The 25,800-nt window shown below is 41.7% G+C and carries 25 protein-coding genes; 5 read left to right on the top strand and 20 right to left on the bottom strand.

Annotated features, from left to right (window positions below; genetic code table 11):
- Positions 1-123: 123 nt before the first annotated feature.
- Entirely contained in the window at positions 124-555 is a 432-nt protein-coding gene (locus ACNQGS_RS23980; protein WP_491489514.1) for a DUF2621 domain-containing protein, read from the top strand.
- 384 nt (positions 556-939) lie between these two features.
- On the opposite strand, the gene ACNQGS_RS23975 is transcribed toward ACNQGS_RS23980, so the two are convergent.
- Positions 940-1,419 carry a CcdC family protein gene (locus ACNQGS_RS23975; RefSeq protein WP_491489525.1) on the bottom strand — a complete coding sequence of 160 codons (480 nt, stop codon included), beginning with the start codon at positions 1,417-1,419 and terminating at the stop codon, positions 940-942.
- A 167-nt stretch (positions 1,420-1,586) separates the two neighbouring features.
- A complete protein-coding gene (locus tag ACNQGS_RS23970; protein WP_491489513.1) occupies positions 1,587-2,294 on the bottom strand; it encodes a cytochrome c biogenesis CcdA family protein in 708 nt (235 codons plus the stop codon).
- Positions 2,295-2,547: 253 nt separating this feature from the next.
- On the opposite strand from ACNQGS_RS23970, the gene ACNQGS_RS23965 reads away from it, so the two are divergent.
- Positions 2,548-2,730 (top strand): Spo0E family sporulation regulatory protein-aspartic acid phosphatase, encoded by a 183-nt coding sequence (locus ACNQGS_RS23965; RefSeq protein WP_491489512.1) that lies wholly within the window; start codon positions 2,548-2,550, stop codon positions 2,728-2,730.
- A 54-nt stretch (positions 2,731-2,784) separates the two neighbouring features.
- Here the strand turns inward: ACNQGS_RS23965 and ACNQGS_RS23960 are convergent, their stop codons facing one another.
- The 9 genes from ACNQGS_RS23960 to yneA form a co-directional block, all read right to left on the bottom strand.
- Positions 2,785-4,578: an ABC transporter ATP-binding protein gene (locus tag ACNQGS_RS23960; RefSeq protein WP_491489511.1), complete on the bottom strand. Its 1,794-nt coding sequence runs from the start codon at positions 4,576-4,578 to the stop codon at positions 2,785-2,787.
- 1 nt (position 4,579) lies between these two features.
- Complete coding sequence (locus ACNQGS_RS23955; RefSeq protein WP_491489510.1) at positions 4,580-6,331, bottom strand: ABC transporter transmembrane domain-containing protein; 1,752 nt, start codon at positions 6,329-6,331, stop codon at positions 4,580-4,582.
- Between the two features lie 330 nt (positions 6,332-6,661).
- Positions 6,662-6,862 (bottom strand): cold-shock protein, encoded by a 201-nt coding sequence (locus ACNQGS_RS23950; RefSeq protein ID WP_213116216.1) that lies wholly within the window; start codon positions 6,860-6,862, stop codon positions 6,662-6,664.
- 426 nt (positions 6,863-7,288) lie between these two features.
- Positions 7,289-7,501 carry a YneF family protein gene (locus ACNQGS_RS23945; protein WP_213116217.1) on the bottom strand — a complete coding sequence of 71 codons (213 nt, stop codon included), beginning with the start codon at positions 7,499-7,501 and terminating at the stop codon, positions 7,289-7,291.
- Between the two features lie 79 nt (positions 7,502-7,580).
- Complete coding sequence (gene sirA, locus ACNQGS_RS23940) at positions 7,581-8,021, bottom strand: sporulation inhibitor of replication protein SirA (RefSeq protein WP_213140663.1); 441 nt, start codon at positions 8,019-8,021, stop codon at positions 7,581-7,583.
- A 193-nt stretch (positions 8,022-8,214) separates the two neighbouring features.
- Positions 8,215-10,221 carry a transketolase gene (gene tkt / locus ACNQGS_RS23935; protein WP_491489509.1) on the bottom strand — a complete coding sequence of 669 codons (2,007 nt, stop codon included), beginning with the start codon at positions 10,219-10,221 and terminating at the stop codon, positions 8,215-8,217.
- 178 nt (positions 10,222-10,399) lie between these two features.
- Positions 10,400-10,630 (bottom strand): DUF896 domain-containing protein, encoded by a 231-nt coding sequence (locus ACNQGS_RS23930; RefSeq protein WP_491489508.1) that lies wholly within the window; start codon positions 10,628-10,630, stop codon positions 10,400-10,402.
- Between the two features lie 83 nt (positions 10,631-10,713).
- Positions 10,714-11,361, bottom strand: a complete 648-nt coding sequence (locus ACNQGS_RS23925; protein ID WP_491489507.1) for a YneB family resolvase-like protein — start codon at positions 11,359-11,361, stop codon at positions 10,714-10,716.
- 14 nt (positions 11,362-11,375) lie between these two features.
- Positions 11,376-11,699, bottom strand: coding sequence for a cell division suppressor protein YneA (gene yneA / locus ACNQGS_RS23920; protein WP_491489506.1), 324 nt, complete (start codon positions 11,697-11,699; stop codon positions 11,376-11,378).
- A 158-nt stretch (positions 11,700-11,857) separates the two neighbouring features.
- On the opposite strand from yneA, the gene lexA reads away from it, so the two are divergent.
- A complete protein-coding gene (gene lexA / locus ACNQGS_RS23915) occupies positions 11,858-12,481 on the top strand; it encodes a transcriptional repressor LexA (RefSeq protein WP_213140668.1) in 624 nt (207 codons plus the stop codon).
- Between the two features lie 208 nt (positions 12,482-12,689).
- Here the strand turns inward: lexA and glnA are convergent, their stop codons facing one another.
- The 4 genes from glnA to hflX all read right to left on the bottom strand — a co-directional run bounded on the left by glnA (position 12,690) and on the right by hflX (position 17,665).
- Positions 12,690-14,024 (bottom strand): type I glutamate--ammonia ligase, encoded by a 1,335-nt coding sequence (gene glnA / locus ACNQGS_RS23910; protein ID WP_491489505.1) that lies wholly within the window; start codon positions 14,022-14,024, stop codon positions 12,690-12,692.
- Between the two features lie 27 nt (positions 14,025-14,051).
- Positions 14,052-14,426: a MerR family transcriptional regulator gene (locus ACNQGS_RS23905; protein WP_213141293.1), complete on the bottom strand. Its 375-nt coding sequence runs from the start codon at positions 14,424-14,426 to the stop codon at positions 14,052-14,054.
- A gap of 696 nt (positions 14,427-15,122) precedes the next feature.
- Positions 15,123-16,394: a methionine gamma-lyase family protein gene (locus ACNQGS_RS23900; RefSeq protein ID WP_491489504.1), complete on the bottom strand. Its 1,272-nt coding sequence runs from the start codon at positions 16,392-16,394 to the stop codon at positions 15,123-15,125.
- A gap of 14 nt (positions 16,395-16,408) precedes the next feature.
- Positions 16,409-17,665: a GTPase HflX gene (gene hflX, locus ACNQGS_RS23895; RefSeq protein ID WP_491489503.1), complete on the bottom strand. Its 1,257-nt coding sequence runs from the start codon at positions 17,663-17,665 to the stop codon at positions 16,409-16,411.
- A gap of 161 nt (positions 17,666-17,826) precedes the next feature.
- Here hflX and ACNQGS_RS23890 point away from each other — a divergent pair, with 161 nt between their 5' ends.
- Complete coding sequence (locus ACNQGS_RS23890; RefSeq protein ID WP_213140672.1) at positions 17,827-18,435, top strand: trimeric intracellular cation channel family protein; 609 nt, start codon at positions 17,827-17,829, stop codon at positions 18,433-18,435.
- Positions 18,436-18,574: 139 nt separating this feature from the next.
- Here ACNQGS_RS23890 and spoVK read toward each other — a convergent pair whose 3' ends face one another.
- From spoVK to miaA, 3 genes are all read right to left on the bottom strand, one after another.
- On the bottom strand, positions 18,575-19,525 hold the full coding sequence (gene spoVK / locus ACNQGS_RS23885; protein WP_491489502.1) for a stage V sporulation protein K: 951 nt from the start codon (positions 19,523-19,525) through the stop codon (positions 18,575-18,577).
- A 205-nt stretch (positions 19,526-19,730) separates the two neighbouring features.
- Positions 19,731-19,961: an RNA chaperone Hfq gene (gene hfq / locus ACNQGS_RS23880; RefSeq protein ID WP_213140673.1), complete on the bottom strand. Its 231-nt coding sequence runs from the start codon at positions 19,959-19,961 to the stop codon at positions 19,731-19,733.
- Positions 19,962-19,988: 27 nt separating this feature from the next.
- Positions 19,989-20,945: a tRNA (adenosine(37)-N6)-dimethylallyltransferase MiaA gene (miaA, locus tag ACNQGS_RS23875; RefSeq protein ID WP_491489524.1), complete on the bottom strand. Its 957-nt coding sequence runs from the start codon at positions 20,943-20,945 to the stop codon at positions 19,989-19,991.
- Positions 20,946-21,261: 316 nt separating this feature from the next.
- Here miaA and mreBH point away from each other — a divergent pair, with 316 nt between their 5' ends.
- Positions 21,262-22,269 carry a rod-share determining protein MreBH gene (gene mreBH / locus ACNQGS_RS23870; protein ID WP_491489523.1) on the top strand — a complete coding sequence of 336 codons (1,008 nt, stop codon included), beginning with the start codon at positions 21,262-21,264 and terminating at the stop codon, positions 22,267-22,269.
- A gap of 204 nt (positions 22,270-22,473) precedes the next feature.
- Here the strand turns inward: mreBH and ACNQGS_RS23865 are convergent, their stop codons facing one another.
- Both ACNQGS_RS23865 and mutL read right to left on the bottom strand, forming a co-directional pair.
- Positions 22,474-22,827, bottom strand: coding sequence for a hypothetical protein (locus ACNQGS_RS23865; protein ID WP_491489501.1), 354 nt, complete (start codon positions 22,825-22,827; stop codon positions 22,474-22,476).
- Between the two features lie 1,020 nt (positions 22,828-23,847).
- Positions 23,848-25,779 (bottom strand): DNA mismatch repair endonuclease MutL, encoded by a 1,932-nt coding sequence (gene mutL, locus ACNQGS_RS23860; RefSeq protein WP_491489499.1) that lies wholly within the window; start codon positions 25,777-25,779, stop codon positions 23,848-23,850.
- Positions 25,780-25,800 lie beyond the last annotated feature (21 nt).

The following is a 25,800-nucleotide window of genomic DNA, read 5'->3' as shown; positions in this document are numbered from 1 at the left end:
AACTTTAACAAATAGCTTATCAAATAGATTTTTCCATTATCGGCGTTTTATGATAACTTGTCAATTCCCTTAAAAACCGTCTATAATGAAGGTTGAATATAACGTTTATGTAGGTGAAATAACATGTTTCAACTTCAAGGTTGGTTTTTGTGGTTTATCCTTTTTTGGACATTTTTTTTAATAGGGTCATTTTCTATTGGTGGATATTTTATGTTTCGAAAGTTCTTAAAAAAGATGCCAAAAGAAGATGGGAAATCAGTTATGGATTGGGAGGAGCATTACGTTAATGAAACCCGCCATTTATGGGGGCCTGAGGAAAAATCGCTGCTTGAGGATTTAGTCAGCCCTGTTCCAGAATTATTCCGTGATGTAGCACGGCACAAAATTGCGGGAAAAATCGGCGAGATTGCCCTTAATGAAAAGGCTCCAAGGATAACCGAAGAATTGGTCATCCGCGGCTATATCCAGGCCACTCCTAAACGGGATCACAAGTTCTTACGGAAAAAGCTATTTGAAAATAAAATTGATGTTGCTCCATATGAGCATTTATTTTAGGCCGTTCTTAGGAACGGTTTTTTGTTTTTATACGTAACCATTTCCGACCACATTTACCTTTTCAGACACGAAGAACCTTCTACGTGACCATTCCTTCACACTTTCATCCATTTCGGGTACGTAGAACTTTCCTACGTGACCTTTCCTTCGCCTCCTCACCCTTTTCGGGCACGTAGAACCTTTCTAAGTGATCTTTCCTTATCACCTTCACCCTTTTCGGGCACGTAGACCTCTTCTACGTAACCTTTCCTTGAAACCTTCACCCTTTTTGGTCACGTAGAACTCATCTACGTGACCATGCCTTCACCTCATTACCCTTTTCAGACACATAGACCTCTATTAAAATAGAAAAACACCGGCCCTTAAAAGCCAGTGTTCCATAAATTACAAAAATTTTATCCCATGAAGTTCCTTATAAAGCTTCTTATAAGATCGATACATCGCAACACGCCAAGGCACAATCATACTAAACGCCAGCAGGAAGAACATACCGCTTAATTGGCCGACGTCAATGGTGCTGCTTAGAATGGATTTCAAAACGATCCGAATCAGTAACAGCCCGACTAATATAAATACAAACGCTTTTGACCTCTTCAAATAAATATCATTGTCACGAATCTCGAACTTCGATGTTTTAATGAGGAATATCGAGAAAAACATTCCCACCACAACAGCCTCGAGTATTTCCATTGGTGTTAATCTAAATTGAGGAACCACATACATTAATGCCCCGCTCGACATAAATACTGGCGGTAAGATAATTTTTTTGACATTGGTTGGCTTTGCGGCAGCTTTCATCCGTACAAAAAATGCTAAGAAGCCCATAAAGACAGCGCCGATAGTTGAAAGAACAACGTAATTCATTGGATTCATTCCTTACCCTATAATTTACTTTCCCATTATACTTCATATTTATGAAAATGGATAAAGATTTTTACTGTTATCCTCGTGGAAAAATTGAATGCACAAGGAAACCTATACAAAAAAAGGAAACCATTTTTAACAAAATCAAAAATGGTTTCATGAAGTCATTAGAATCCTGTAAACCCGCCGAAAAGTGGGGATACGATTTGAATAATTTTTGTCATCCAGTCAAAGAAAAGCATAACCCCCATGATAATCATTAAGGTGCCGCCTATTTTCATAATTTTAACGCTGTGTTTCTTGATCCAATTCATCCGGCCGACAAAGAATGATAAAATGAAGAACGGAATCGCAAAGCCTAGCGAATAGGCCGTCATGTATAAAACGCCTGAACCTGGATTGGACGCAGAAAGCAGAATAACCGATGACAGAATCGGACCAGTACAAGGGGTCCATCCAGCTGCGAACGCCATCCCAATTAATATCGATCCAATATAACCGGATGGACGGTTTTTAAATTCAAAGCGGCGATCCCTCATCAAAAATTCGGGATTTAAAATGCCGACAATTACTAATCCGAAGAAAACGATAAATATGGCGCCTAGCTGCCGGATTAAATCCTTGTATTCCTGAAAGAAGCTGCCAACGAATGATGTACCAAAACCAATCGCAATAAAAATAACGGAAAAACCAATCAGGAAAAATAATGTATGTAATAGGCTCCGTTTCGTCAGCATCGCATTTTCGCTTTTTAATTCACCCACTGACATCCCCGTAATATACGACAAGAACGCAGGATAAAGCGGTAAGCAGCATGGAGAAATGAAGCTTAAAAACCCTGCCCCCAGCGCTAAAAATAAATTTACATCTGCCATATTAACACTCCTACCATAGTCGATACCCTTTCATTCTAACAAAACTTAAGGCTAAAAGATAATGATTATCATGAATATTTTGTGTCTATCATTGAACTAAGCAAATATCGTCAATTAGATGGATATTTATTTACAAATTATCTTTGAAATAATTTACAACTTAGGTTATACTAGTAAAACAGTTTCCATTTAATAGTTTAGAAGTCAGACCTTTAAGTAAAATTTCGGGACTTTTCCAGAAAGGATATCAGCCGTGGTTAAACAAGATATAGTTACTTTAATTGAAAAAAAGCGTGCTGAACTTTATAAAGTTGCGACCAAAAACGGTTTAACCTCCTCTATTGCCATTCGCTACAGTCAGGAGCTCGACCACTTAATAAATGAATATAATCGAGCATATATAGCAAAAGTCCCATCATCATTTGTTGCTCAATAAACATACAAATAAAAGAAGCCTGGCTGCCCAGGCTTCTTTTATTTGTTTACTCTTCTAGTTGATGACATCCTCCATTTTTTCTACCATCCCGTTTTGCAGCAGGAACATTTTATGATAGAGTCCCCTTTGCGCCAGAAGCTCCTGATGGTTCCCACGCTCTACAATTTCGCCTTGATGCAGGACTAGGATTAAATCGGCATCCTGAATGGTGGATAGACGGTGGGCAATTGCGATGGTAGTCCGGCCTTTACGCATTTTTGACAGGGCCGTCTGGATTGCTTCCTCCGTCTCTGTATCAATATTGGCAGTCGCTTCGTCAAGAACCAAAACTTTCGGATTCGCCGCAATCGTTCTTGCAAAGGCAATTAACTGCCGCTGACCACTTGAGAAAGTGGCGCCTCGCTCGACCACCTTATGCTGATAGCCATCCTCAAGCTTTTCAATAAACGTATTGGCCTGAACAAACCGGGCAGCCTCTTCAATTTGCTCGTCAGTCAAGTCGATATTATGAAGACGAATATTATCCTTTACCGTCCCGTAAAACAAGAACGGATCCTGAAGGACTAGGCCTAGCTTCTTGCGTATCTCAGCCTTTGAATAGTTACGGATGGATTCCCCGTCGACTAAGATTTCACCGCGGTCAAATTCGTAAAACCGCATCATTAGATTGATGATAGAGCTTTTCCCGCTTCCCGTATGCCCGACTAACGCAACCGTCTCACCTGGGTTAGCAGCAAAGGAAATATTTTTTAAGACATCGCGTTTTCCGTCATAGGAAAAACTCACATTCTTAAATTCTACTTTTCCTTTTTCAATCTGGCTTGCACCTTCCTCTTTCTGGGCAGGTGCCAAGCTGTCTTCATCGAGCAATTTAAATACTCGAGATCCTGCCACAATCGCCTGCTGATATAATGACAGGCGCATCATCATCTGATTCACCGGTTCAAAGAAACGATCCAGATAATTGATAAAGGCGTAAATAACACCTATTTTCACACTAGTATCAAAAGAAGTAATCCCAAAGTAACTTAATACGATGATTAAGGCAAAAATATAAATTAAATCAATAGCGGGCCTTAACAGCAAGCCGTCTATTTTTATATTTTTCATTCCCGCGTTATAGTGCTTTTCATTGATGTCTCCAAATTCATTTCGCAGGCGCTTCTCTTGCCGAAAGACCTGTATAATGGCCATACCCTGAAGTGATTCGCTCAATTTGGCATTCAACTGGCTGAGCCGCTCCCGCATATCCAAGTAAAATCGCGAGCTCATCTTTCTGTATAGAGCCATGACAAAAATAAGAATCGGAATAATAATCACACACATCAAGGCTAGCTTCACGTTTAAGATAAACATGGCTATGAAAATACCAAACAGCAAAAAACCGCTCTGAATAAAAGTTGCCAGCACCGTGACAAACATGTCTTTAATCGCTTCCGTATCATTGGTAACCCGTGAGACAATACTCCCCGCAGGTGTTTTATCAAAATACTTCAATCCTAATGCCTGCACTTTTGAAAAAACATCGATTCGAAGCTGCTGGATGATATATAAGGCTATCTCCTGAAATTTTACCAATTGAAAAAATAAGAGAATAGCTTTCACAATCTGGATTCCCATATACAAAGAGCCAAGCAGCAACAACGGCTTAAACTCAAGATTCCCCGGTGTCAAATAATCGTCCAGGAAGATTTTGACCAGAATCGGCAGAACAATATCCCCCACTGTTGTTAACAGCAGCAGGACGAAGGCAAGCATAATCGTCTTTTTATGTGGTTTTGTATAGGAAAGGAGACGGAATAAGACTTTTCTTTGTTCGCGTTCCGATAATTGAACTTTTTCTTCCATATTAATGTCCCCCATGCTCGACCAGCTCTTCTAGCTGCTGGTGTAAATACATTTCCTGATACCAGCCATTCTGCTCCATCAATTCCTCATGTGTGCCTCGTTCAATGACTTTTCCGTCTTCCAAAACCAGGATGAGGTTGGCGTGCTGAATGGCGCTTAATCGGTGGGACGTAATCATGGTTGTCTTCCCTTCACGATTTTCCTTAAGCGCGGAAAGAATCGCTTCCTCCGTTTTTGCATCAACAGCTGATAAGGAATCATCCAGCACCAGCAGTTCTGGATTCATCAGGAGTGCCCGGGCAATCGAAATTCTCTGTTTTTGTCCGCCTGATAACGATACTCCCCGCTCGCCGACAATTGTTCTATATCCGTCCGTAAACTGGAGAATATCTTCATGGATATTCGCTAATTTTGCTGCCATTTCAATTTCTTCACGGTGTGCTGATGGATTCGTGAAGGCAATGTTCTCAGCAACTGTAGCAGAGAATAAGAAATGATCCTGCGGTACATAACCAATGGCTTCTCTTAATTTTTCCAGTTTATAATCTTGCAAAGCCCTACCGCCAAAGAGGATTTCCCCCTTGTAACCTTCAAACTCGCGAATCAAGAGTTTTAATAGTGTTGTTTTTCCCGCGCCTGTTTTTCCAACGATCCCTAAAGTTTCCCCTTTGTTTAATCTAAACTGAATATCTTTAAGAATGGGCTGTAATTCGCCCGGATACGTAAATTCATGGATTCGATATTCTACATCACCACATGGTACCAAGTCCGTCGCTTGTTCATGATCGGTTATTTCGACCTTTTCGCCAAGGAGCTTTGCAACACGGTCATAGGAAGCCCGGCCGCGCTCCACAATGTTAAATAGCCATCCGAATGCCAGCATCGGCCAGATTAATAAACCTAAATAGGTAGTAAAAGATATTAATTCACCAATCGTTAACTCGCCATTCAGCACATACTTGGCACCGAATACAATGGATAGGAAAAAGGAAATTCCAACGATGATGGAAATAGTCGGGTCGTAGAGGGAATCGATTTTGGCGACGACAATATTTTTCTTAACGACATCATCTGATTGTTTTCTGAAGTCTTCAATATCCTCTTGTTCCTGGCCGAATGTCTTGATGACCTTTATTCCTGTAATGCTTTCCTGCGTTTTATCATTTAACGATGAAAAAGCTTCCTGGGCTTTATGAAAGCTTCTGTGCAGCATAGTCCCAAACCAGCTTGTCAGTATCGCCATAATCGGCAGCGGGATTAAACAAATGAGCGTTAATTTCCAGCTGATTGTAAAGGCCATTGTCAGAATAACAAAACCGCCGGTTGACAATGAATCTACTAAAGTCAAAACCCCTGCCCCTGCAGTCTGCTGGATAGCCTGAAGGTCATTGGTTGCATGTGCCATTAAATCCCCAATCCTGCTTTTTTGATAAAAGGCAGGGGACATTTTTGTAAAATGATGATATAAACGATTTCTTAGAATTTTGCTTAGCTTTACTGAGGATCCAAAAATCATGATCCGCCAATAGTATCTTAGGATGTAGGTAGCAAGTCCGACAGCAACAAGCACAAAAACCCACTCCGTAAGTTGTCCTTTCGTCATCGTCCCTTCATTTATATGGTCAGCCACAATTCCGATGACTTTTGGCGGAACCAGCTGCAGCAAAGCCACTACTAGTAAAAAGAAAACCCCTGATATGTATGCTTTTTTCTCTTGTTTAAAAAACCAGCCCAGCTCCAAAAAAACCTTCATATGACCTCCCCCAAACGGATTAAAATCATGTACCGTTCATTACTGGTAAAAAATATTTAGCCTGACGAAGATTTATTTTATCAAATTTTTCTAAAATAAGGAAGATTAGGAAATTAACGCTTTAACGCAATAAAAAAGACACTCAACGCTATGATGAGTGTACTTATCAACAAATTTCCGAAAAAACTAGGTAATTTCAAGATTATATGTTACACTTGGTTTACCATTTGATTTACTGTTTTCATGACCCTATTCATTCGTGAATAGGGGTTTTTTTTTATGCATAAAAAAAACAGACCCTTTACAGAGCCTGTTTTGTTTTTGGTTTAATTAAGCTTTACGAACGTTAGCTGCTTGAGGTCCGCGTTGTCCTTGCTCAACATCGAAAGTTACTGCTTGACCTTCTTCTAAAGTTTTGAAACCTTCGCCTTGGATAGCTGAGAAATGAACGAATACATCGTCTCCACCTTCGCGCTCGATGAATCCGAAACCTTTTTCGCTGTTAAACCATTTTACTTTACCGTTTTCCATTTTTGTTGCCTCCTGAAATGTGTAAACACACAATGTAATACTATCCTTGCTCTCAGTGATCATCAAGACGAAAAGTTTTCCTTATACTATCCTTTACACCGAACAAAAATAATTCTTTACTAGTGTAACACGCTTCGATAACAAAAGCAAGCATCTAAAAAGTAAAATAATAAGCCAGTTTGTAAAAAACCCCATTTAAATATTAAGAACCTTCTAAACTTGTCCCGAAGACTTTAATTACATCCTCTAATAACAAAAAAACCACCTTCCTTTGGTTAAGCTTCCAAATAGAAAAGTGGTTTTGTGTTGAAATATTGAAGGATTAAGCAATTTTATAAGAATTTATGATGAAGGATTAAGTCGTAAACTTATCCGATTCTTAAAAATTGCTCTCAACCATCTGACTAACCTTGATATATCAACGTGTTACTTGCCAGTTTGCTTATTCATGGCTTGCATCATTTGGTTGATCTTCTTTTGTGAAGGCTTCATACCCATTTGCATCATCATGGTTTTAAGCATTTGCTCATTGATTGGCGGATTTTTCTTTAAATAGCTCATCATATAACGGCGAGCAATGAAAAATCCTAGTGCTACACCAGCGACAAGTGCCAGTATACCAACTAGAACGTACATCATATAATAACTTCCTCCTTCATGTTGTCTACCATACAACAGTGTACTAAATAAAACGAAATTAGACAATATTCGATTTTAATTAGACATATTTTCTTTCTTTAATTGGCTTTAACCAGCCAAACCGCTCATGTTCTAGGTCAATCGCCAAAAAGGAGGATTCACACTTTCTCAGCACTTCAAAAAACGCTGTCTCCGCTTCATAGCTTCCATGTGCCTCCAGCGAGATTAAATCCTGGTAGACTTCCAATTTTGCCCTACTTATTTTTCCACTAAGATCGATCGTATATGCACCATGGTCTGCTTTAAAGCCCTTTATTTTTCCAAGCTGTCTTTGAATCAGCTGATGGATTTTTAATACTTCTATTTTCTTTGTTATATAGGCAATTTGTTTTTTTGTAATAAATTGAAGCTCGCCCCGTGCGTGCTGATGTTCTTGGAATAGTTGAAAAAACAACCGTTCTCGTCCGAAGTAATGGGTGGCAAATTCATCTTCTATTAAATAAAGCTGATATTTCCTCATTCCAACCTCTCCTCCGCTGACAATCCTTTTATCTATTATAAAGAATCGCTCAGGAAACATTTGTCTTATCGCGGCAAAAACTTTCACTAATTTTGTCGATTTGCAATTTGAGTGTTATATCAGTTATTTATTTCGCTAGAAGCTGACATATAAAAAAGAGAGAGCGAAATTCCCGCTCTCTCTCGTCATTTGATTATTTTTGTAAAAGTGCTTTCACACGAGCCACGACGTTTGGCACACTAAATCCGAATTCTTCCATGATTTTTTCACCTGGTGCAGATGCTCCAAAATGATCGATGGCCAATACGTCACCTTCATCACCAGCATATTTGTGCCAGCCGAAGGATGCTCCGACTTCCAGAGCAAGACGCTTCTTCACGCTCTTTGGAAGGACAGACTCTTTGTATTCTTGAGATTGCTGTTCGAAGCGATCCCATGATGGCATGCTGACAACAGAAACCTGGATTCCTTCTCCAGCAAGTGCTTTCTGTGCTTCCACTGCAAGGCTTACTTCGGATCCAGCTGCTAGCAATAGGGCATCTGGAGTATTATTTCCTGCTGGGGAAACAACATATGCTCCTTTAGAAACTCCATCATATGCGTTTTTATCTGTGTCTTTTAATGTTGGTAAGTCCTGACGAGTTAATACTAGAGCTGTCGGCTTGTTTGTTGATTCAACCGCAAGCTTCCAAGCTGCTGCTGTTTCATTGGCATCAGCAGGACGGATCAGTGACAGACCTGGCATTGCGCGTAATGCCGCAAGCTGTTCGATTGGTTCGTGAGTTGGTCCATCTTCCCCAACTGCGATACTGTCGTGTGTAAATACATAGGTAACAGGAAGCCCCATTAATGCGGCAAGGCGAATTGCCGGACGAAGGTAATCAGAGAATACAAAGAATGTTCCTCCAAAAACTTTAACCCCGCCATGCAGAGCAATACCATTCATGGCAGCGCCCATAGCAAATTCACGAACACCGAACCAGATGTTGCGGCCTTCATATGCGCCTGGCATGAAGTCAGTTGTCCCTTTAAGCATTGTTTTGTTAGAACCAGCAAGGTCAGCAGAACCGCCAATTAAAATCGGCAGGTTTTTAGCGATGCCGTTTAAGGCTTCACCTGAAGAAGCACGAGTTGCAAGCCCTTTTCCTTCAGTGTAAACCGGAACATCCTTATCCCAGCCTTCTGGAAGTTCATGATTTAATGCTTGTTCTAGCTGGCTTGCCAACTCTGGATATTCGTTTTTATACTGAGCGAACATGTCGTTCCACTCTTTTTCTTTTTTCTCACCATTTTCAACGATTAGCTTTTGGAAGTTGTCGTAAACTTCTTGTGGAACATGGAAGTCTTCCTCGAAAGTCCACTTATAAGCTTCTTTGGTAAGCTTTAGCTCATTTGCACCAAGTGGTGAGCCATGAACACCAGATGTGCCGGCACGGTTAGGTGAACCGTAACCGATCACTGTTCTTACTTCAATCATGGTTGGTCTGTCTAAATCATTTCTTGCTTCTTCAAGTGCTTTAGCGATTTCTTCGAAATTGTTGCCGTCTTCAACGCGAAGATATTGCCATCCGTAAGATTGGAAGCGGTCCTTCACACTTTCAGAGAAAGATTTATTCAAGTCTCCGTCCAAGGAAATATCATTTGAATCATATAATACGACTAAACGACCTAACTTTAGGTGGCCGGCAAGTGATGCAGCCTCAGCAGATACGCCTTCCATTAAGTCGCCGTCTCCACAAACACTGTATGTAAAATGATTCACAAGTTCATATTTGTCTTTGTTATAAACGCTAGCAACATGACGTTCTGCCATAGCCATTCCCACTGCCATTGCAATACCTTGACCAAGCGGACCAGTCGTTGCTTCTACTCCCTCAGTATGACCATACTCAGGATGTCCAGGAGTTTTGCTTCCCCATTGACGGAATTGCTTTAAATCATCCATGGATAAATTATAGCCGGATAAATGAAGCATGCTGTATAGCAATGCAGAGCCATGACCTGCGGACAATACGAAACGGTCACGGTTGAACCAATGTGGATTTTTTGGGTTGTGGTTCATAAATCTTGTCCATAATGTATAAGTCATTGGAGCGGCACCCATCGGCATTCCAGGGTGTCCAGAGTTTGCTTTCTCGATAGCATCAATTGAAAGCGTACGAATCGTGGTGACAGATAAATCATCAATTGTGTTAAACATCTTTTTACAACCTTCCTTCTTCGGAAAATACAAACAACTTTAATATTATAGTGCTGTGGATTTTTATTCAACAAATTACTACTTATTTTGCAGCAAAATTCACTTTATTATTTATTTTGACACATGTAAGCGCAGTATATGTAAAAAGGAATACAAATAAATTGTATTCCCAGATTCATTAATGAAGATTATTTTTTTTCCTGATTTTTATTTTCTCAGGTGTAACGTCATTCCCAAGTGGATCAATTATTTTTGTATTTGTCAGGGTATCCAGCATTTGCGACCGAAAAGTAGCTAAATATTCACTTCTAAGTGATGACTGCTCTTTTGCTTCTTTTTCTGTTAAACCCGTCGCTTTCTTTTTCCTTGCCAATTCGTTGATTCTGGCCATTTTTTCCTTGGATAGCATTCAAGTACATTCCTTTCCAAAAAAACTGCTAACATTAAGACAAGATTGTACTAGAAAAGAATTCACCTGGCAAGGATGAAGGTTTATTCCTCCTGCTCTTCAATGAATTCCTGGTATCTTCTATGTACAGTGGCTTTCGAAATGTTATAACCAAAGCCCCTTAATGTTGCGGCAATTTCTGAAAAGGTCAGGCCATTTTTTCTCAACCTGACGATTTCTAGGACAGGCACTTCAATTTTATCCCGGCCCGAATGTTCGCCTAGATTCTTTAAATTTTTTTCCGGCTTATAGCCTTGTTCAACTGCCCGCTTCATGCCGCGTTTTATTTTTACATTATGAAGCTTGCGCTGGTACTCTTCCACCATGCTGACGATTTTTAGCACCATTGAATCCGATTCGGAAAGCTGCAATTCACCATTATGCGAAATGCTGTATAGTTTAATTCCTTCTTTTAAAATGCAATGCAGGATGGCGATCTTGGCATTCCCTCGGCCGAGCCTTGTTTCATCCTGGATCAGGACAGCTTGGACTTGCTTATCTTTAATGCGCTCTAAAAGCTGCAGGATACCATCTCTGTCGAAATCATAGCCGCTCGCCTGCTCTTTAATAATTGAATCGATATGGAATTGATAACGGTTGGCGAGCTGGACAAGCTCGTCTTCCTGGCGTCTCAATGATGTTTCCTGCGTTTCCTTATTCGTGCTTACGCGGCAATAGATGATTGCGTTCATTTTTTAGGTCCTTCCTATTTCTCTAATGCACTTGCTAATTCCCTTTCTGGGGGAGCCTCATTACTAACCGGTATTAAAATTTCTTCACCTGGAAAAATTTCATCCCCTACATCGCGATTATGTTTTTTCACCCAGTTGACGAATTCCTTGTTCGATAATGAATGCTCGCCTGCATACTTTTGAGAAATTTCCCATAGTGTGTCTCCGTCTGTTACAGTCACTTTCAAATATTTATCCTGATTTTTCGGACTTTGCTGAAATGCTAGTACAAATGCTAATGAGCAGCTTAATAATAGAAGAATAATAGCGTACGAGTATTGGTTCCATATTTTTTTCATTAAAAACACCCCTGATTAGAATGTATGTTCGTTTTATTTGATTTGATTATAATCCGAACGTTTGTTTGTTGTCAAGCTTTATTCGAACTTATGTTTGTATAAATTATGCGAACATGTTATAATAAAGACAACATTAACCAGGCGAGGTGTAATTTATCATGGTAAAAGTATCAAAGCGGCAGCAGGATATCCTTGATTTCATAAAAGGAGAAGTGAAAACAAAGGGATATCCGCCATCTGTTCGGGAAATTGGCGAAGCAGTCGGACTGGCATCGAGTTCTACTGTACATGGGCATTTAGCCAGATTAGAAAGCAAGGGTTTAATTAGACGAGATCCAACAAAACCAAGGGCTATCGAAATCCTAGAAGCGGATGAAGCTGCTCATATCCCACGAAACCATGTTGTAAATGTCCCAGTTGTCGGTAAAGTTACTGCCGGACTGCCGATTACGGCCATTGAAAATGTTGAGGAATACTTTCCTCTTCCTGAAAGACTTGCTCCTTCTAGCGAGAATGTCTTTATGCTTGAAATCATGGGAGAAAGTATGATTGAAGCAGGGATTCTTGACGGGGATTACGTTATTGTCAAGCAACAGCCGTCTGCTAACAACGGGGATATCGTTGTTGCGATGACCGAAGAAGACGAGGCTACCTGTAAGAGATTCTTCAAGGAGAAAGACTACATCCGCCTGCAGCCGGAAAACTCTACGATGGATCCAATCATTTTAAACAATGTTACCATTTTGGGGAAAGTTATTGGGGTTTATCGGCAGATTCATTAGTTAATAGATTTCCCAGAGTCCAATCTGTATTTTGATTGGGCTTTTTTTAATTTAATTGGATTGGGATTACCTTTTTAACTTTGAATGGATAGTCTCCTACCCCTGACCAAAAAGTTAAGATTAAACGCTCTCTTTTTTTATCTTTCCCATCTCAAACAAAAAAATAGCAAAAAACCCCTAACGTCTAGCGTCAGGGGTTTTCATCATATTAATACATGCTCATATATTGTTCGCGTTCCCAAGGGTGAACGACAGTACGGAACATATCCCATTCAATCTCTTTTGCTTCCACGAAGTGTTCGAAGATATGCTCGCCTAAGCCAGAAACGATAACTTCGTTTGATTTCAATAGCTCAAGTGCTGCTGCCAATGTTGCTGGAAGATCGATGATGCCTTCTTCGATTCTTTCTTCCTTCGTCATAACATAGATGTTACGGTCAACTGGTGCTGGAGGAGTTAATTTGTTTTTGATACCATCTAGACCTGCTTTTAAAATAACAGCCAATGCTAGGTATGGGTTTGCTGCAGGGTCCACGCTGCGAACCTCAATCCGTGTGCTCAAGCCGCGAGAAGCAGGGATACGAACAAGCGGTGAACGGTTTTGTGCAGACCATGCTACATAACAAGGTGCCTCGTAACCTGGAACCAAACGCTTATAAGAGTTAACAGTTGGGTTGGTAACTGCTGTGAAATATGGTGCATGCTTTAGCACACCAGCGATAAATTGACGTGCAGTATCGCTCATTTGTAGGTCGCCTGTTGGCTCAAAGAATGCATTTTTACCATTATTGAATAAGGAAACGTTACAGTGCATTCCTGAACCGTTTACGCCGAATAATGGCTTTGGCATGAAGGTTGCATGCAAACCGTGCTTGCGGGCAATGGTTTTTACAACAAGCTTGAAAGTTTGGATTTGGTCACATGCTGTAAGAGCATCTGCATATTTAAAATCGATTTCGTGCTGGCCTGGAGCCACTTCGTGGTGGGAAGCTTCGATTTCAAAGCCCATTTCTTCAAGCTCAAGTACGATATCACGGCGGCAGTTTTCGCCAAGGTCTGTAGGAGCTAAGTCAAAGTATCCACCTTGGTCGTTCAATTCCAAAGTTGGCTCGCCTTTTTGGTCTAATTTAAATAGGAAGAATTCCGGCTCAGGTCCAAGGTTGAAATCAGTGAAGCCAAGCTCTTCCATTTCTTTTAATACACGCTTTAAGTTGCTGCGCGGGTCACCGGAGAATGGTGTTCCGTTAGAATTGTAAATATCACAGATTAGGCGGGCAACTTTTCCTTTTTCAGCAGTCCAAGGGAATACTACCCAAGTGTTTAAGTCTGGATATAGGTACATATCAGATTCTTCAATACGTACGAATCCTTCAATAGAGGAGCCGTCAAACATCATTTTGTTATCAAGCGCCTTTTCTAACTGGCTGATTGGAATTTCCACGTTTTTGATGGTTCCAAGAATGTCAGTAAACTGAAGGCGGATAAATTTAACGTTTTCTTCTTTAGCCAAGCGTTGAATATCTTCTTTTGTGTACTTCGGCATTTGCAATTCCTCCAATTTTATTAAAAATTAATGAAAAAAGCGTGAAAGATCTCCTTGTCTCAATGACGAACGATTCAGTCTGTTTGAATGCATCAGTTCATTGCGAAGAAGTTTCCTCAGCTCATCATCGGTAACCTCGCGCTTTGCACTTTTCGCTTGCTGTTCAAGCAGCGACTCTTGCTGTTCTTTGACCAATAATAACTGCTTAATGCCAGCCATATTGATTCCCTGGTCAATTAAGTCTTTTATTTCCAACAGCCTGTCAATGTCATTTAGGCTGTAAAGTCGCCTGTTTCCCTCCGTACGTGCCGGAGATATCAATTGGTGTTCTTCATAGTAGCGAATTTGCCTGGCGGTAAGTTCGGTCAGCTGCATCACTGTACCGATGGGAAACAATGGCATTGATCGGCGAATTTCTTTTCCACTCACCAATTTTCTCCTCCCTTTTGCTAATTTATATTTGTATTATATTTGGTGTTAGGAAATATGTCAATGATATGTAAGATAATCTAACATGGTTTTTTAATAGTTTCTTATAATCGTAATTTTTGACTGTAAACCCTGGCAAGAGGAGTGATGATTCATTGATAACGACCGAACCCAATCGGATTTCTCTGGTAGAGGAGTTATGGAGCGGTCATAACGACTGAATTGGGGTTGCCCTCTTTGCTTCGGGCGTTATGAAGCCGCTCATAACGACTGAACAGGTATTATCTTCTTTGTTTCGGGCGTTATGAGGCCTCCATAACGACTGAATTGGGATTTTTCTTTTTGATTCGGGTGTTATGAAGCGTTCATAACGACTGAATTGGTAATATCTTCTTTGCTTCGGGTCTTATGAAGCCGCCTAATTCGCCAATCTGCCCACAGATAAGGCTTTACCCTACCCAACCGGTGATTTTTCAAGAATTCGGGGCTCATATAAGCCCCATATACTACCGTTCCAGCCATTCTTTCAAAAGTTCGGGCTCATATAAGTCCTATATGCTTCCCAACCAGCCATCCTTTCAAGCGTTCGGGCTCATATAAGACCCATATACTACCCAATCAACCTTTCTTTCGAGCGTTCGGGCTCATATAAGTCCTATACAATTTTCCCTATTCCAAATCCAGTAACCCTTTTTCAACCAAATGATCCAAAGCTAAACATACAGCCATTTTCACGTGGGCATAGGTTAAGCCGCCTTGCACATAAGCGACATATGGAGGGCGGATTGGGCCGTCTGCTGTCAGTTCAATACTTGCACCTTGAATGAAGGTTCCTGCGGCCATAATGACATCATCCTCATAGCCAGGCATGTAGCTTGGATGCGGAGTCACATAAGAATTCACCGGTGAGGCGAATTGGATGGCCTGGCAGAAAGCGACCATTTTATCCCGGTCATCAAACTGAACAGATTGGATTAGATCCGTCCGCCGCGCATCCCAACGTGGAGAAGAATTCATCCCTAGCCGCTCTAGCATGGCAGCGCTAAAAACAGCACCCTTCAAAGCCTGCCCGACCACATGTGGCGCCAAGAAAAAGCCCTGATACATTTCCTGCAAACTATAAAGAGAAGCCCCAGCCTCGGCACCGATTCCCGGAGATGTCATCCGATAAGAACAGGCTTCCACCCACTGTTTTTTCCCAACGATATAGCCGCCGGTTTTAGCAAGGCCGCCGCCTGGATTCTTAATCAAGGAGCCGGCCATTAAATCAGCCCCGACATGGCAAGGCTCCACCTCTTCTACAAATTCCCCATAGCAGTTATCAACAAATACGACGACATCCTGCTTGATTTCCTTGACGAAACTAATCATTTCGCCAATCTCATCAACCGTAAACGATGGTCGGACCGCGTAGCCTTTGGAACGCTGGATGCCAATCATTTTCGTATTTGGTTTGATTTTTCGAGCGATTCCTTCCCAATCAATCCCGCCTTCATCGGTCAATGCAACGCTGTCATAGGAAATTCCAAATTCCTTTAGGGAACCTACTCCATTCCCGCGGATTCCGACGATTTCCTCAAGGGTATCATAAGGTTTTCCTGTAATATACAAAAGTTCATCGCCGGGGCGAAGCACACCAAACAACGCAATTGAAATGGCATGAGTCCCCGAAATAATCTGTGGGCGAACTAGCCCGGCCTCGCCGCCGAAAACATCTGCATACACTAATTCCAACGTATCGCGGCCGATATCGTCGTAACCATAACCAGTAGAAGGAATAAAGTGAGAATCACTTACCCGGTGCTTTTGAAAGCTTTGTAAAACTCGGTACTGATTGGATTCAATGCGTTCCTCTATAGTCTTATGGACTTCAGCAATTTGTTTTTCGACTTCCTTTACAATCGGCTGAAGCTTTTCCCCATTTTTCAAGTGTTGAAACATGCTGTTAACTCCCTTTAATCATTGAATTTCTGTAATTGGCCTGTTATTTGATGATCCTTTAGGGAATACCCTTTGCAGCGGTAGTCTTGAGTTTCTTCATCAAACGTAAGTTCCCTGAGAATCGTATCATTTTTTAATTGCGACAAGAGCTTTCCTTCTGTAGAAGGCACCATTACTTCATATGGTTCCATCATGCCCACGACAAGCTGCTCGATTTTTACCTTTAACGCATGACGGTCTTCCTCATTATAAGCGCTGATGAACACTGTCGGCGTGTCAGCGGTCGGAACAAAATCAGGATGCTTGATATCCCGTTTATTATAAACGGTCAATTGCGGGATATCTTTGACATCCAAGTCTTCAAGAAGTTTATTAACCGTTTTTTCATGCTGAAAATAGTCCGGATTCGACATATCGACGACATGAAGCAATAGGTCAGCTTCCTTTACCTCTTCGAGAGTTGAGCGAAAGGCGGCAATCAGTGCGGTCGGTAAGTCCTGAATGAATCCAACGGTGTCAGTAATTAAAGACAAGAAGCCGCTTGGCAAAATCAGCTTTCGAGTCATTGGGTCGAGCGTGGCGAACAACTGGTTTTCTTCATATGAATCCGCCTCTGAAAGCCGGTTAAAAAGCGTCGATTTCCCAGCATTCGTATAACCGACAATCGCAACCTGAAAAGCTTTATTTTTCTTCCTGCGTTCGCGGTAACGCTCGCGATGCTGCACGACCACCGAAAGCTGGCCTTTGATGTCATCGATACGGCGGCGGATGTGACGGCGGTCTGACTCCAGTTTCGTTTCCCCTGGGCCTCTTGTTCCGATTCCCCCGCCAAGACGTGACAATGCCGTACCCTGTCCAGCCAAACGCGGCAGAATATATTGTAACTGGGCAAGCTCTACCTGAAGCTTACCTTCTTTAGAACGGGCTCTTTGTGCAAAAATATCTAAAATCAGCTGGGTGCGGTCAATGATACGCGCCTCAATTGCGGAAGCTAAATTCCGTTTCTGACTTGGAGAAAGCTCATCATTAAAAATGACCAAGTCAGCCTCCAATTCGGCCACAAGCGCTGATAATTCTTCCACTTTTCCTTTACCTATGTACGTTGCTGGATGAAGACGGTCTCTCTTTTGGACAAGTGAAGCCAATACTTCTCCTTGTGCCGTTTCCGTTAAGGACCCTAACTCATCCATTGAATATTGAAACCTTAGGTCGTCATCATCGATTTGGCAGCCGACCAGAATGGCTTTTTCCTTTGTTTCTCTTTGTTCCAAACGGCATCCTTCCTTTCCGTTAAAGCTCTAATTTCCATCTTAACAAAAAACACTCCGATACTCTAATTTTCCCAATACTTTTTTATTGTAATTTTGGAGTATCGTGATAAAATTTTTATTGTTTATAAAAAGAAATATACATCAGAGAGAAGCGGAACGAAATGACATGGGAAGTATTAAGCATGATTGGCACTATCGCTTTTGCGGTCAGCGGCGCGATTGTGGCCATGGAAGAAAAATATGATATTTTAGGAGTTTATATTTTGGGGATTGTCACCGCTTTTGGCGGCGGGGCGATTCGCAATCTTTTAATAGGTGTACCGGTTTCAGCTATTTGGGAACAGGGGTTATTTTTTCAGGTTGCTATATTATCGATTACGGCCGTATTCTTATTTCCAACTAATCTTTTAAAACACTGGCAAAAGTGGGGAAATTTCACCGATGCCATCGGGCTGTCTGCATTTGCTATCCAAGGTGCCATTTATGCAGCAAATATGAATCACCCGCTAAGCGCGGTGATTGTTGCAGCCGTTTTAACAGGAAGCGGCGGCGGTATCATCCGAGATTTATTGGCAAGAAGAAAGCCGATTGTGCTGCGTTCTGAGATCTATGCAGTCTGGGCGATTCTTGCCGGGCTCCTCATCGGGCTTAAAATAGCCACACAATCTTGGGAATTGTATACATTGTTCATTATCGTGACAGCGCTTCGTGTCCTTTCCTACACATACGACTGGAAGCTGCCGACACACGGCTTACAGCGGATGAACTAAAAAAAGCTGAAGCGCCTTGACCAGGGGCTCCTCCTAAAAGCTATCGCTTTTAGTCGTGCGTAGCTTATGCTCACGAAGCATTACTTTTGCAGCTAGACAATAAAAAATCGACGGGGATAGCCCTCGTCGATTTTTTTATTTAACCATCCTCATCAAACACCAAGTCATTGCTGCGGATTGTCATCAATTCGTGCCGGTCATAACTGTTTTGCAATAACAGCCTCATCGCCTGGGCCCGAATCGATTTTTCAATGATGTTGCGGACGTATCTCCCATTGGAAAAATGATTGGGACTTAAGACAGACTTTACCCATATTAAATGATCCTTAATTTTCTTTTCTGCCTCATGACTTAACGAATATTCCCTTTCAACCAGCATCTTCGCCCCGATTTGCATTAATTGTTCAATATTGTAATCCGGGAAATCGATCACTAATGGAAAACGGGAATGAAGCCCTGGATTTAACGATAGAAAGTAATCCATTTCTCGTGAGTAGCCGGCTAGAATGAGGACAAACTCATGTTGTTTATCCTCCATATGCTTCACGAGAGTATCAATTGCTTCTTTGCCAAAATCCTTTTCGCCGCCGCGTCCTAAGGAATAAGCTTCGTCAATAAACAATATCCCGCCATGAGCTTTCTTTACCAAGTCCCTCGTCTTTTGTGCTGTATGGCCGATATACTCCCCAACGAGGTCAGCCCGCTCCGCTTCGATTAAATGTCCCTTCGTTAGCACGTTCATTTTTTGGAAAAGCTTGCCAATCAGCCGTGCGACTGTGGTTTTCCCCGTTCCCGGATTACCTTTAAACATCATATGAAGAGCTTGCTTTTTTGCTTTGAGACCCATTTCTTCGCGCTTTTTATTGACATAAATCCATGCATAAATTTCCTTTATCGTTCGTTTCATTTCTTCCATGCCAACCAAAGCACCAAGTTCCTCTTCGATTTCCTTTAAGGCGGAATGCTCAGGGGGAATAACCTTTGGAGCAACTTGAAAATCAGTTAACGTCTTCGTTACTGTTTTTCTTTTTTGGGAGTTGAGAGAAACGCTTATTTGGCCATTGCTTTTCATACGAATCGGTTGATCCAAAGCCTTCACCTCTCCTAAACGCAACCAGGATACGTAAATTAGCTTGCAGGAATGTATGCCTTTCTTGTTTGCGGTGAGTTATTTCAAGAAAATCATAATCCTTCATTCTATTTGTATTCACCGTTCGGGAAATTCATTAAAAAAGTTTTCTTTTGATAAAAATAAAAAAAAAGAGCCCAAATTGTATGGGCCCACGGGTGAAGATTTATTGATTTTCCAAGTCCAACTGCACATTTCTTTGCGGTGCAAAGGTTGAAATGGCATGCTTATAAACCAATTGCTGTTTCCCCTCTGATTCAAACAAAACCGTAAAATTATCAAAGCCTTTGATACAGCCTCTTAACTGGAAGCCGTTCAAAAGGAATACCGTCACATTGGTATTGTCTTTCCGGCATTGGTTTAAAAATTGGTCCTGAATATTGATGGTTGTTTTCATTTTGTATATCCTCCTCTTTTATCTCTACTAATATGTATTCGATTTTACTTGAAGCTTTCCTTCAACATATTGTGAAATTTCCATGATTTTTTTTGCGAAATTGTTCACATTTGTCACATCAAACCATTCAACCTCCATCTTGTTGCGGAACCATGTAAGCTGCCGTTTGGCATAACGCCGCGAGTTTTGCTTTAGGTTCTCGGCAGCTTGCTCTAATGATATTTTACCATCAAGATAGTCATAAATCTCTTTATAACCAATCGCCTGAATAGATTGGCAGTCGCGCAAACCCTGTTCGTACAGTCCCTTTACTTCGTCCAATAGCCCTTCCTGCATCATTAAATCGACGCGGGCATTGATTCGCTCATAAAGTTTATCACGGTCCATCGTTAATCCGACAAGGGCGGTTTGGTAAAGCAGGTCCGGCGCTTGAGATTTTTGAAATTCCTGTCTGGTTTTTCCTGTAAGATGGAAGATTTCTAGAGCACGAATCACCCTTCTGAGATTATTAGGATGAATCTCAGCGGCACTTTCCGGGTCAACCTCGGAGAGTTCCTTATAGAGAGCCTCATTCCCTTCTCTATTCGCCCGTTCCTCGAGCTGCCTGCGGAATTCGTCATCTCCAGAAGCATCGGAAAATTGATAATCATAGATGACAGATTGAACATAAAGCCCTGTCCCGCCAACAATGATGGGGAGTTTCCCTTTTTCGGCAATCTCCTTTATTTTAGCTCGAACAAGGGTTTGAAATTCAGCAACGGAAAAATTTTCATCCGGATCCTTTATATCAATTAAATGATGCGGAATCCCTTCCATTTCATCTTTCCTGATTTTCGCCGTTCCAATATCCATGCCGCGGTAAATTTGCATCGAATCCCCACTGATGATTTCGCCATTGAAACATTTAGCCATTTCAATGCTCAGCTTTGTTTTTCCCACAGCGGTTGGTCCGATGATCACTAATAATTTCTGATTTAATTCCAATCTTTTCACACTGCCTTATCACTTTTTACAATCGACGCCTGATAGGGGCGTTTCTCCTTTATCGTATCATAATTTTAAAAAGCAGTTGAACATCAAATAAGTATATACAATAATATTCTTTTCTATGCACTTTTTGAAGAGGAATTTATATTTCAATTGTAAGAATTACATTTCGTCTATTTACAAAAAGATAACGGTTATTTTACAAAACGCTTTCCACCCCCAGATTCATGGTAGGCTAATACGTAGGATATTTTGTAAAAATTAATCGTATTTTGTCATTGGATGAAGAAAAATTAGAAATTAGGTGAATAGAATGTTATCTACTTTTGATATTGGAATTGATTTAGGTACTGCAAATACATTGGTTTATAGCAAAAATAAGGGAATTGCCGTAAACGAGCCATCCGTTGTGGCTATAGATACCGTAACGAAAAATATCGTTGCTGTCGGTACAGAAGCGAAAGAAATGATAGGGAAAACGCCAGAGAAAATCGTGGCAGTCCGCCCGTTAAAAGATGGTGTCATTGCTGACTTTGATGTCACAACAGAAATGCTTAAACAAATCATGAAAATGGCATCTAAAAAGATTGGTTTTGCAATGCGAAAGCCAAATGTCGTGGTCTGCATTCCGTCCGGTTCGACAAGTGTTGAGAGAAGGGCAATTCAGGATGCCGTGAGGAACGCCGGAGCCAAAAAGATTACTTTGATTGAAGAGCCAGTTGCTGCTGCGATTGGGGCAGGCATGCCAATCGACGAGCCGGTTGCCAATGTGGTTGTCGATATCGGCGGCGGCAACACAGAGGTTGCGATTATTTCCTTCGGAGGCGTGGTTGCTTTCCATTCCATTAAAATCGGAGGCGACCGTCTTGATGATGATATTATTCAGCATGTTCGCAAGGAATACAATGTGTTAATCGGTGAAAGAACGGCAGAAAATGTGAAAATGGAAATCGGTTTTGCGTTAATCGACCATGAAGAAAAGTTCATGGATGTCCGTGGACGTGACTTACTGACTGGTCTGCCAAAAACTATTAAACTTTCATCCTACGAAATTCGTAGTGCGATGAAGGAATCACTATTGCATATTTTAGAGGTCATCCGTGCCACACTTGAAGACAGCCCGGCCGAGTTGAGCGGAGATATCGTCGATCGAGGTGTGATTATCACAGGCGGCGGTGCGCTTATGAACGGGATGGAGGCATGGCTGAGCAGCGAAATTTTTGTACCTGTCCAGCTGGCACCTAGTCCGCTTGAGTCAGTCGCCATCGGCACCGGGAAGGCATTGCAGTATATGAGTAAGATTCAGGTTGCGGTGAAATAGGGGTATTTTTGGATTGAAAAATTGGATTCGCTGATATATTGCGAAATTCGCTGATATAATCTGCAATTCGCTGATATGTTGGAAAAATTCGCTGATATATTTGATACCTCAAACTAGAAGTTAGTTTTAAAATGGCAATTTTAGTTTTTCACCAAAAAAAGTCGCATTCTCTCCTAAATTCGCAGGAGAATGCGGCTTTTTTATTTAAATATCACTCTGTTTTTTTCTCAAACTATTAAAATATAGAAAAATCGGCAGCGGAATGATGATGAATCCTAGGCTTTTGATAATTTGGTTTTTGGCTTGCTCTCGTGTTTGGTTCTTTTGGTCTTCGACGGCCTGTTCGTAGTTAGCACGTAGTTCTTTCTCTGACAATTTCTCTCCATTTTCGTTCGGAATCTTACCGCTTTCTTTCATCATTTTAAAATCTTCATAGCTTTGATAATAGCCCGGCGGACTAATCAAATCAGCGGCTGCCATAAAAATCGAGATCCCGCCTCCGATGACCATCATCAGGGTTGCAAATAACACCAAATACGTATAAAGATGGCGAATCACAGCCTCTCCCCCCTTGTCTTTGTATTTCACTACAGAAACAACAATAAAAATAAGCAAAACTGCAGGTAAAAATATACTTAATAGACTAAAGGCAATCAAGGCAATACCCCCATTTTTTCAAATGGTCAATCCTTACAATATTATTATTTCACCAATGTTAAATCATTCCAATACGTTTTAAGGTTATTTTGTTGCAATTTTCGCAATCCCTTTGAGTTTACTGTTTCATTAGGAATCGGCAACTAGGGTTATTTTACCTATTTTCATTTTAGAGACAGTTCTCAGGCAAAATAACTGCTCTATTTTTACCGTTCATCCATCTAATAATCGCCCCCGGGCAATATAACGGACCTATTTTTACTGTTACCCTATTCGACACTGGCTCTTGGGCAATATAACGCCCCTATTTTTACCGTTACCCCATCCTCTACTGGTTCTCAAGCAATATAACGCCCCTATTTTGCCCGTCACCCCACCTAATTCTGGCCCCCGGGCAAAATAAATCGCCCTATTTTTACCGTTTCTCTATCCGACACTGGCTCTCGGGCAATATAGCGCCACTATTTTTACCATTATCCCATCTGAAACTGGTCCACGGGCAAAATAACTCTTCTATTCTTACCAGGAACCCACCAAATTTCGCACCACAGGCAAAATTAGAACACTTTATTAATCAACGAACCCCTAAATGCCTATTTAAAACAAAATAAAAAGCCCAATTCGTTCGCGAATTGGACTTTCGCTGCCTTCTTAAGCAGACATTCAAAATCTTAAAACATATAATGTAAAAATCCAAAAAGTTGGTGATAGCATGACCCATATCATAACCGGACCAAACTGGGCAATTTACTCAGGTGTCCATGCACCTATGGTTGGTCCCTGGAACCAACCCATCCAGAATCATAATTACATCCACGTTGGACATCACCAGTATCATTTGATTCCAACGCTCTACGGATATCCACCGGCGTTTCCGTATCTAGGGCCATATGTCCCGTTTCGCAACTAAGCTAATTAAGTCTACATCACACGTTTAAACATTTTCTCCATCTCGTACACAGAGTAATGTACGATAATCGGCCTGCCATGCGGGCAGGTGAACGGATCGGACGCCTTTCGCAGATCGTCGAGAAGCGCTTGGATCTCATCATCCCGCAAATGGCGGTTCGCTTTGATGGAGGCTTTACAGCTCATCATGATAGCCGCTTCCTCGCGAAGTTTTTTAATATCCACTTTTTTCATTAATAACAGCTGCTCAACCATTTCCTCAATGATTTCCTTCTCCTGCCCCTTTGGCAGCCATTGAGGATGGGAGCGGACAATGAAACTATTGATACCGAACTCTTCGAGGAAAACACCGACCTTTTCAAGCTCATCCTTATGCTCGGTAATTTTAATATAATCATCTGTTGAATATTCAAAAGTCAACGGGACCAGCATCTCCTGCAGCTCCGGAGCAACCCGACCGACTTTTTCTCGGAAATACTCATACTTAAGCCGTTCTTGCGCAGCATGCTGATCGATGATATATAAGCCATTTTCATTTTGTGCAAAAATATACGTTCCGTGCATTTGCCCGATCGGATACATCCGTGGGACCCTGCTCTCTGTCTCTACAGCTGGCTCCACTTCAGGGTAATCCTCGGGCTCGTGTTGAGGAATTTCCTCATCTTCAAATGAATCATATTCCCTGTCACTAGTCGGTTTAACTTTTTCCATTTCCCTAAAAAAAGGTATTCCAACTTCAGGTTGCGGGACGAATTCCTCTTTCCTATTCGAAAAGTCAGTTTCCCGCACGGGTTCTTCTTTCATTTTTGTAAAAAACGACTCAGCAATAGCAGTCGGCCGCTCCCCGCCAAAGCCAGAGGAAGAGGAAGAACGAGCAGGAGAGGTTCCCTCATCAAGCGCTAAAGCCGTTTGCTCCGTCTTAGGTTCCTCTCTTTTCGTATAGGCTGTAGGAATCAGCACCTTCGATTTAAATGCATTTTTTATAATAGAAGTAACTAGTTCGTTCATCTCTGCTTCTTTACTAAAGCGGACCTCCATTTTCGACGGATGAACGTTCACATCCACGAGCAGCGGATCCATCTCGATATTGAGAAGCACGATTGGATACCGTCCAATCGGCAACAGCGTATGGTACCCTTCGGTAATAGCCTTAGCCAGTGAATAATTTTTAATAAACCGGCCGTTAATCATCGTCGAGATATAGTTCCTTGAAGCCCTTGTCACCTCAGGCATGGAAGCAAATCCACTCACTTTATAATCCAGCGAGGTACCCGAAATCGGCACCAGCTGTTTGGCGATGCTCATCCCGTAAATGGAGGCAAGAACCTGGCGGACATCGCCGTTTCCGTTCGTTTGCAGGAGCTTCCGCTCATTGTGAATCAAGCGGAACGCCACCTCTGGATGAGAAAGGGCCAAGCGGTTGACGACATCGGTGATATTCCCTAGCTCTGTGTGAATCGTCTTCATGTATTTCAGGCGAGCAGGCGTGTTGAAAAACAAATCAGTGATGGTAATATCCGTTCCCCGTCTACTTGAAGCTTTTTCAAAAGTTTCAACCTTACCGCCCTCGATCACCACGCGATTCCCGGCACCTTCACCGGTTGAAGTTTTCAGCTCAAGTCTCGAAACAGAGGCGATACTCGGCAGGGCCTCACCGCGGAAACCTAATGTCCGAATCCGGAACAGGTCATTTTCATTTTTTATTTTTGACGTGGCATGGCGCTGAAAAGCGAGCAAAACGTCATCCTCTTCAATTCCATTGCCATTATCGGTGATGCGGATTTTCGCAAGTCCCGCTTCTTCGACCTCAATCTCAACCACCGTACTGCCGGCATCAATGGCGTTTTCGACCAATTCTTTGACAACAGAGGCGGGGCGTTCGACTACTTCACCCGCCGCTATTTTATTAGACAGGGCATCATCTAGCTGGATAATCTTCCCCATGCATTCCGCCTCCTAAAAAAA

This window comes from Neobacillus sp. PVCKKU3 (genome assembly GCF_058323225.1).
Note: the sequence above shows the minus strand (reverse complement) of the source record. Positions and strands in the feature narration are given on the sequence as shown.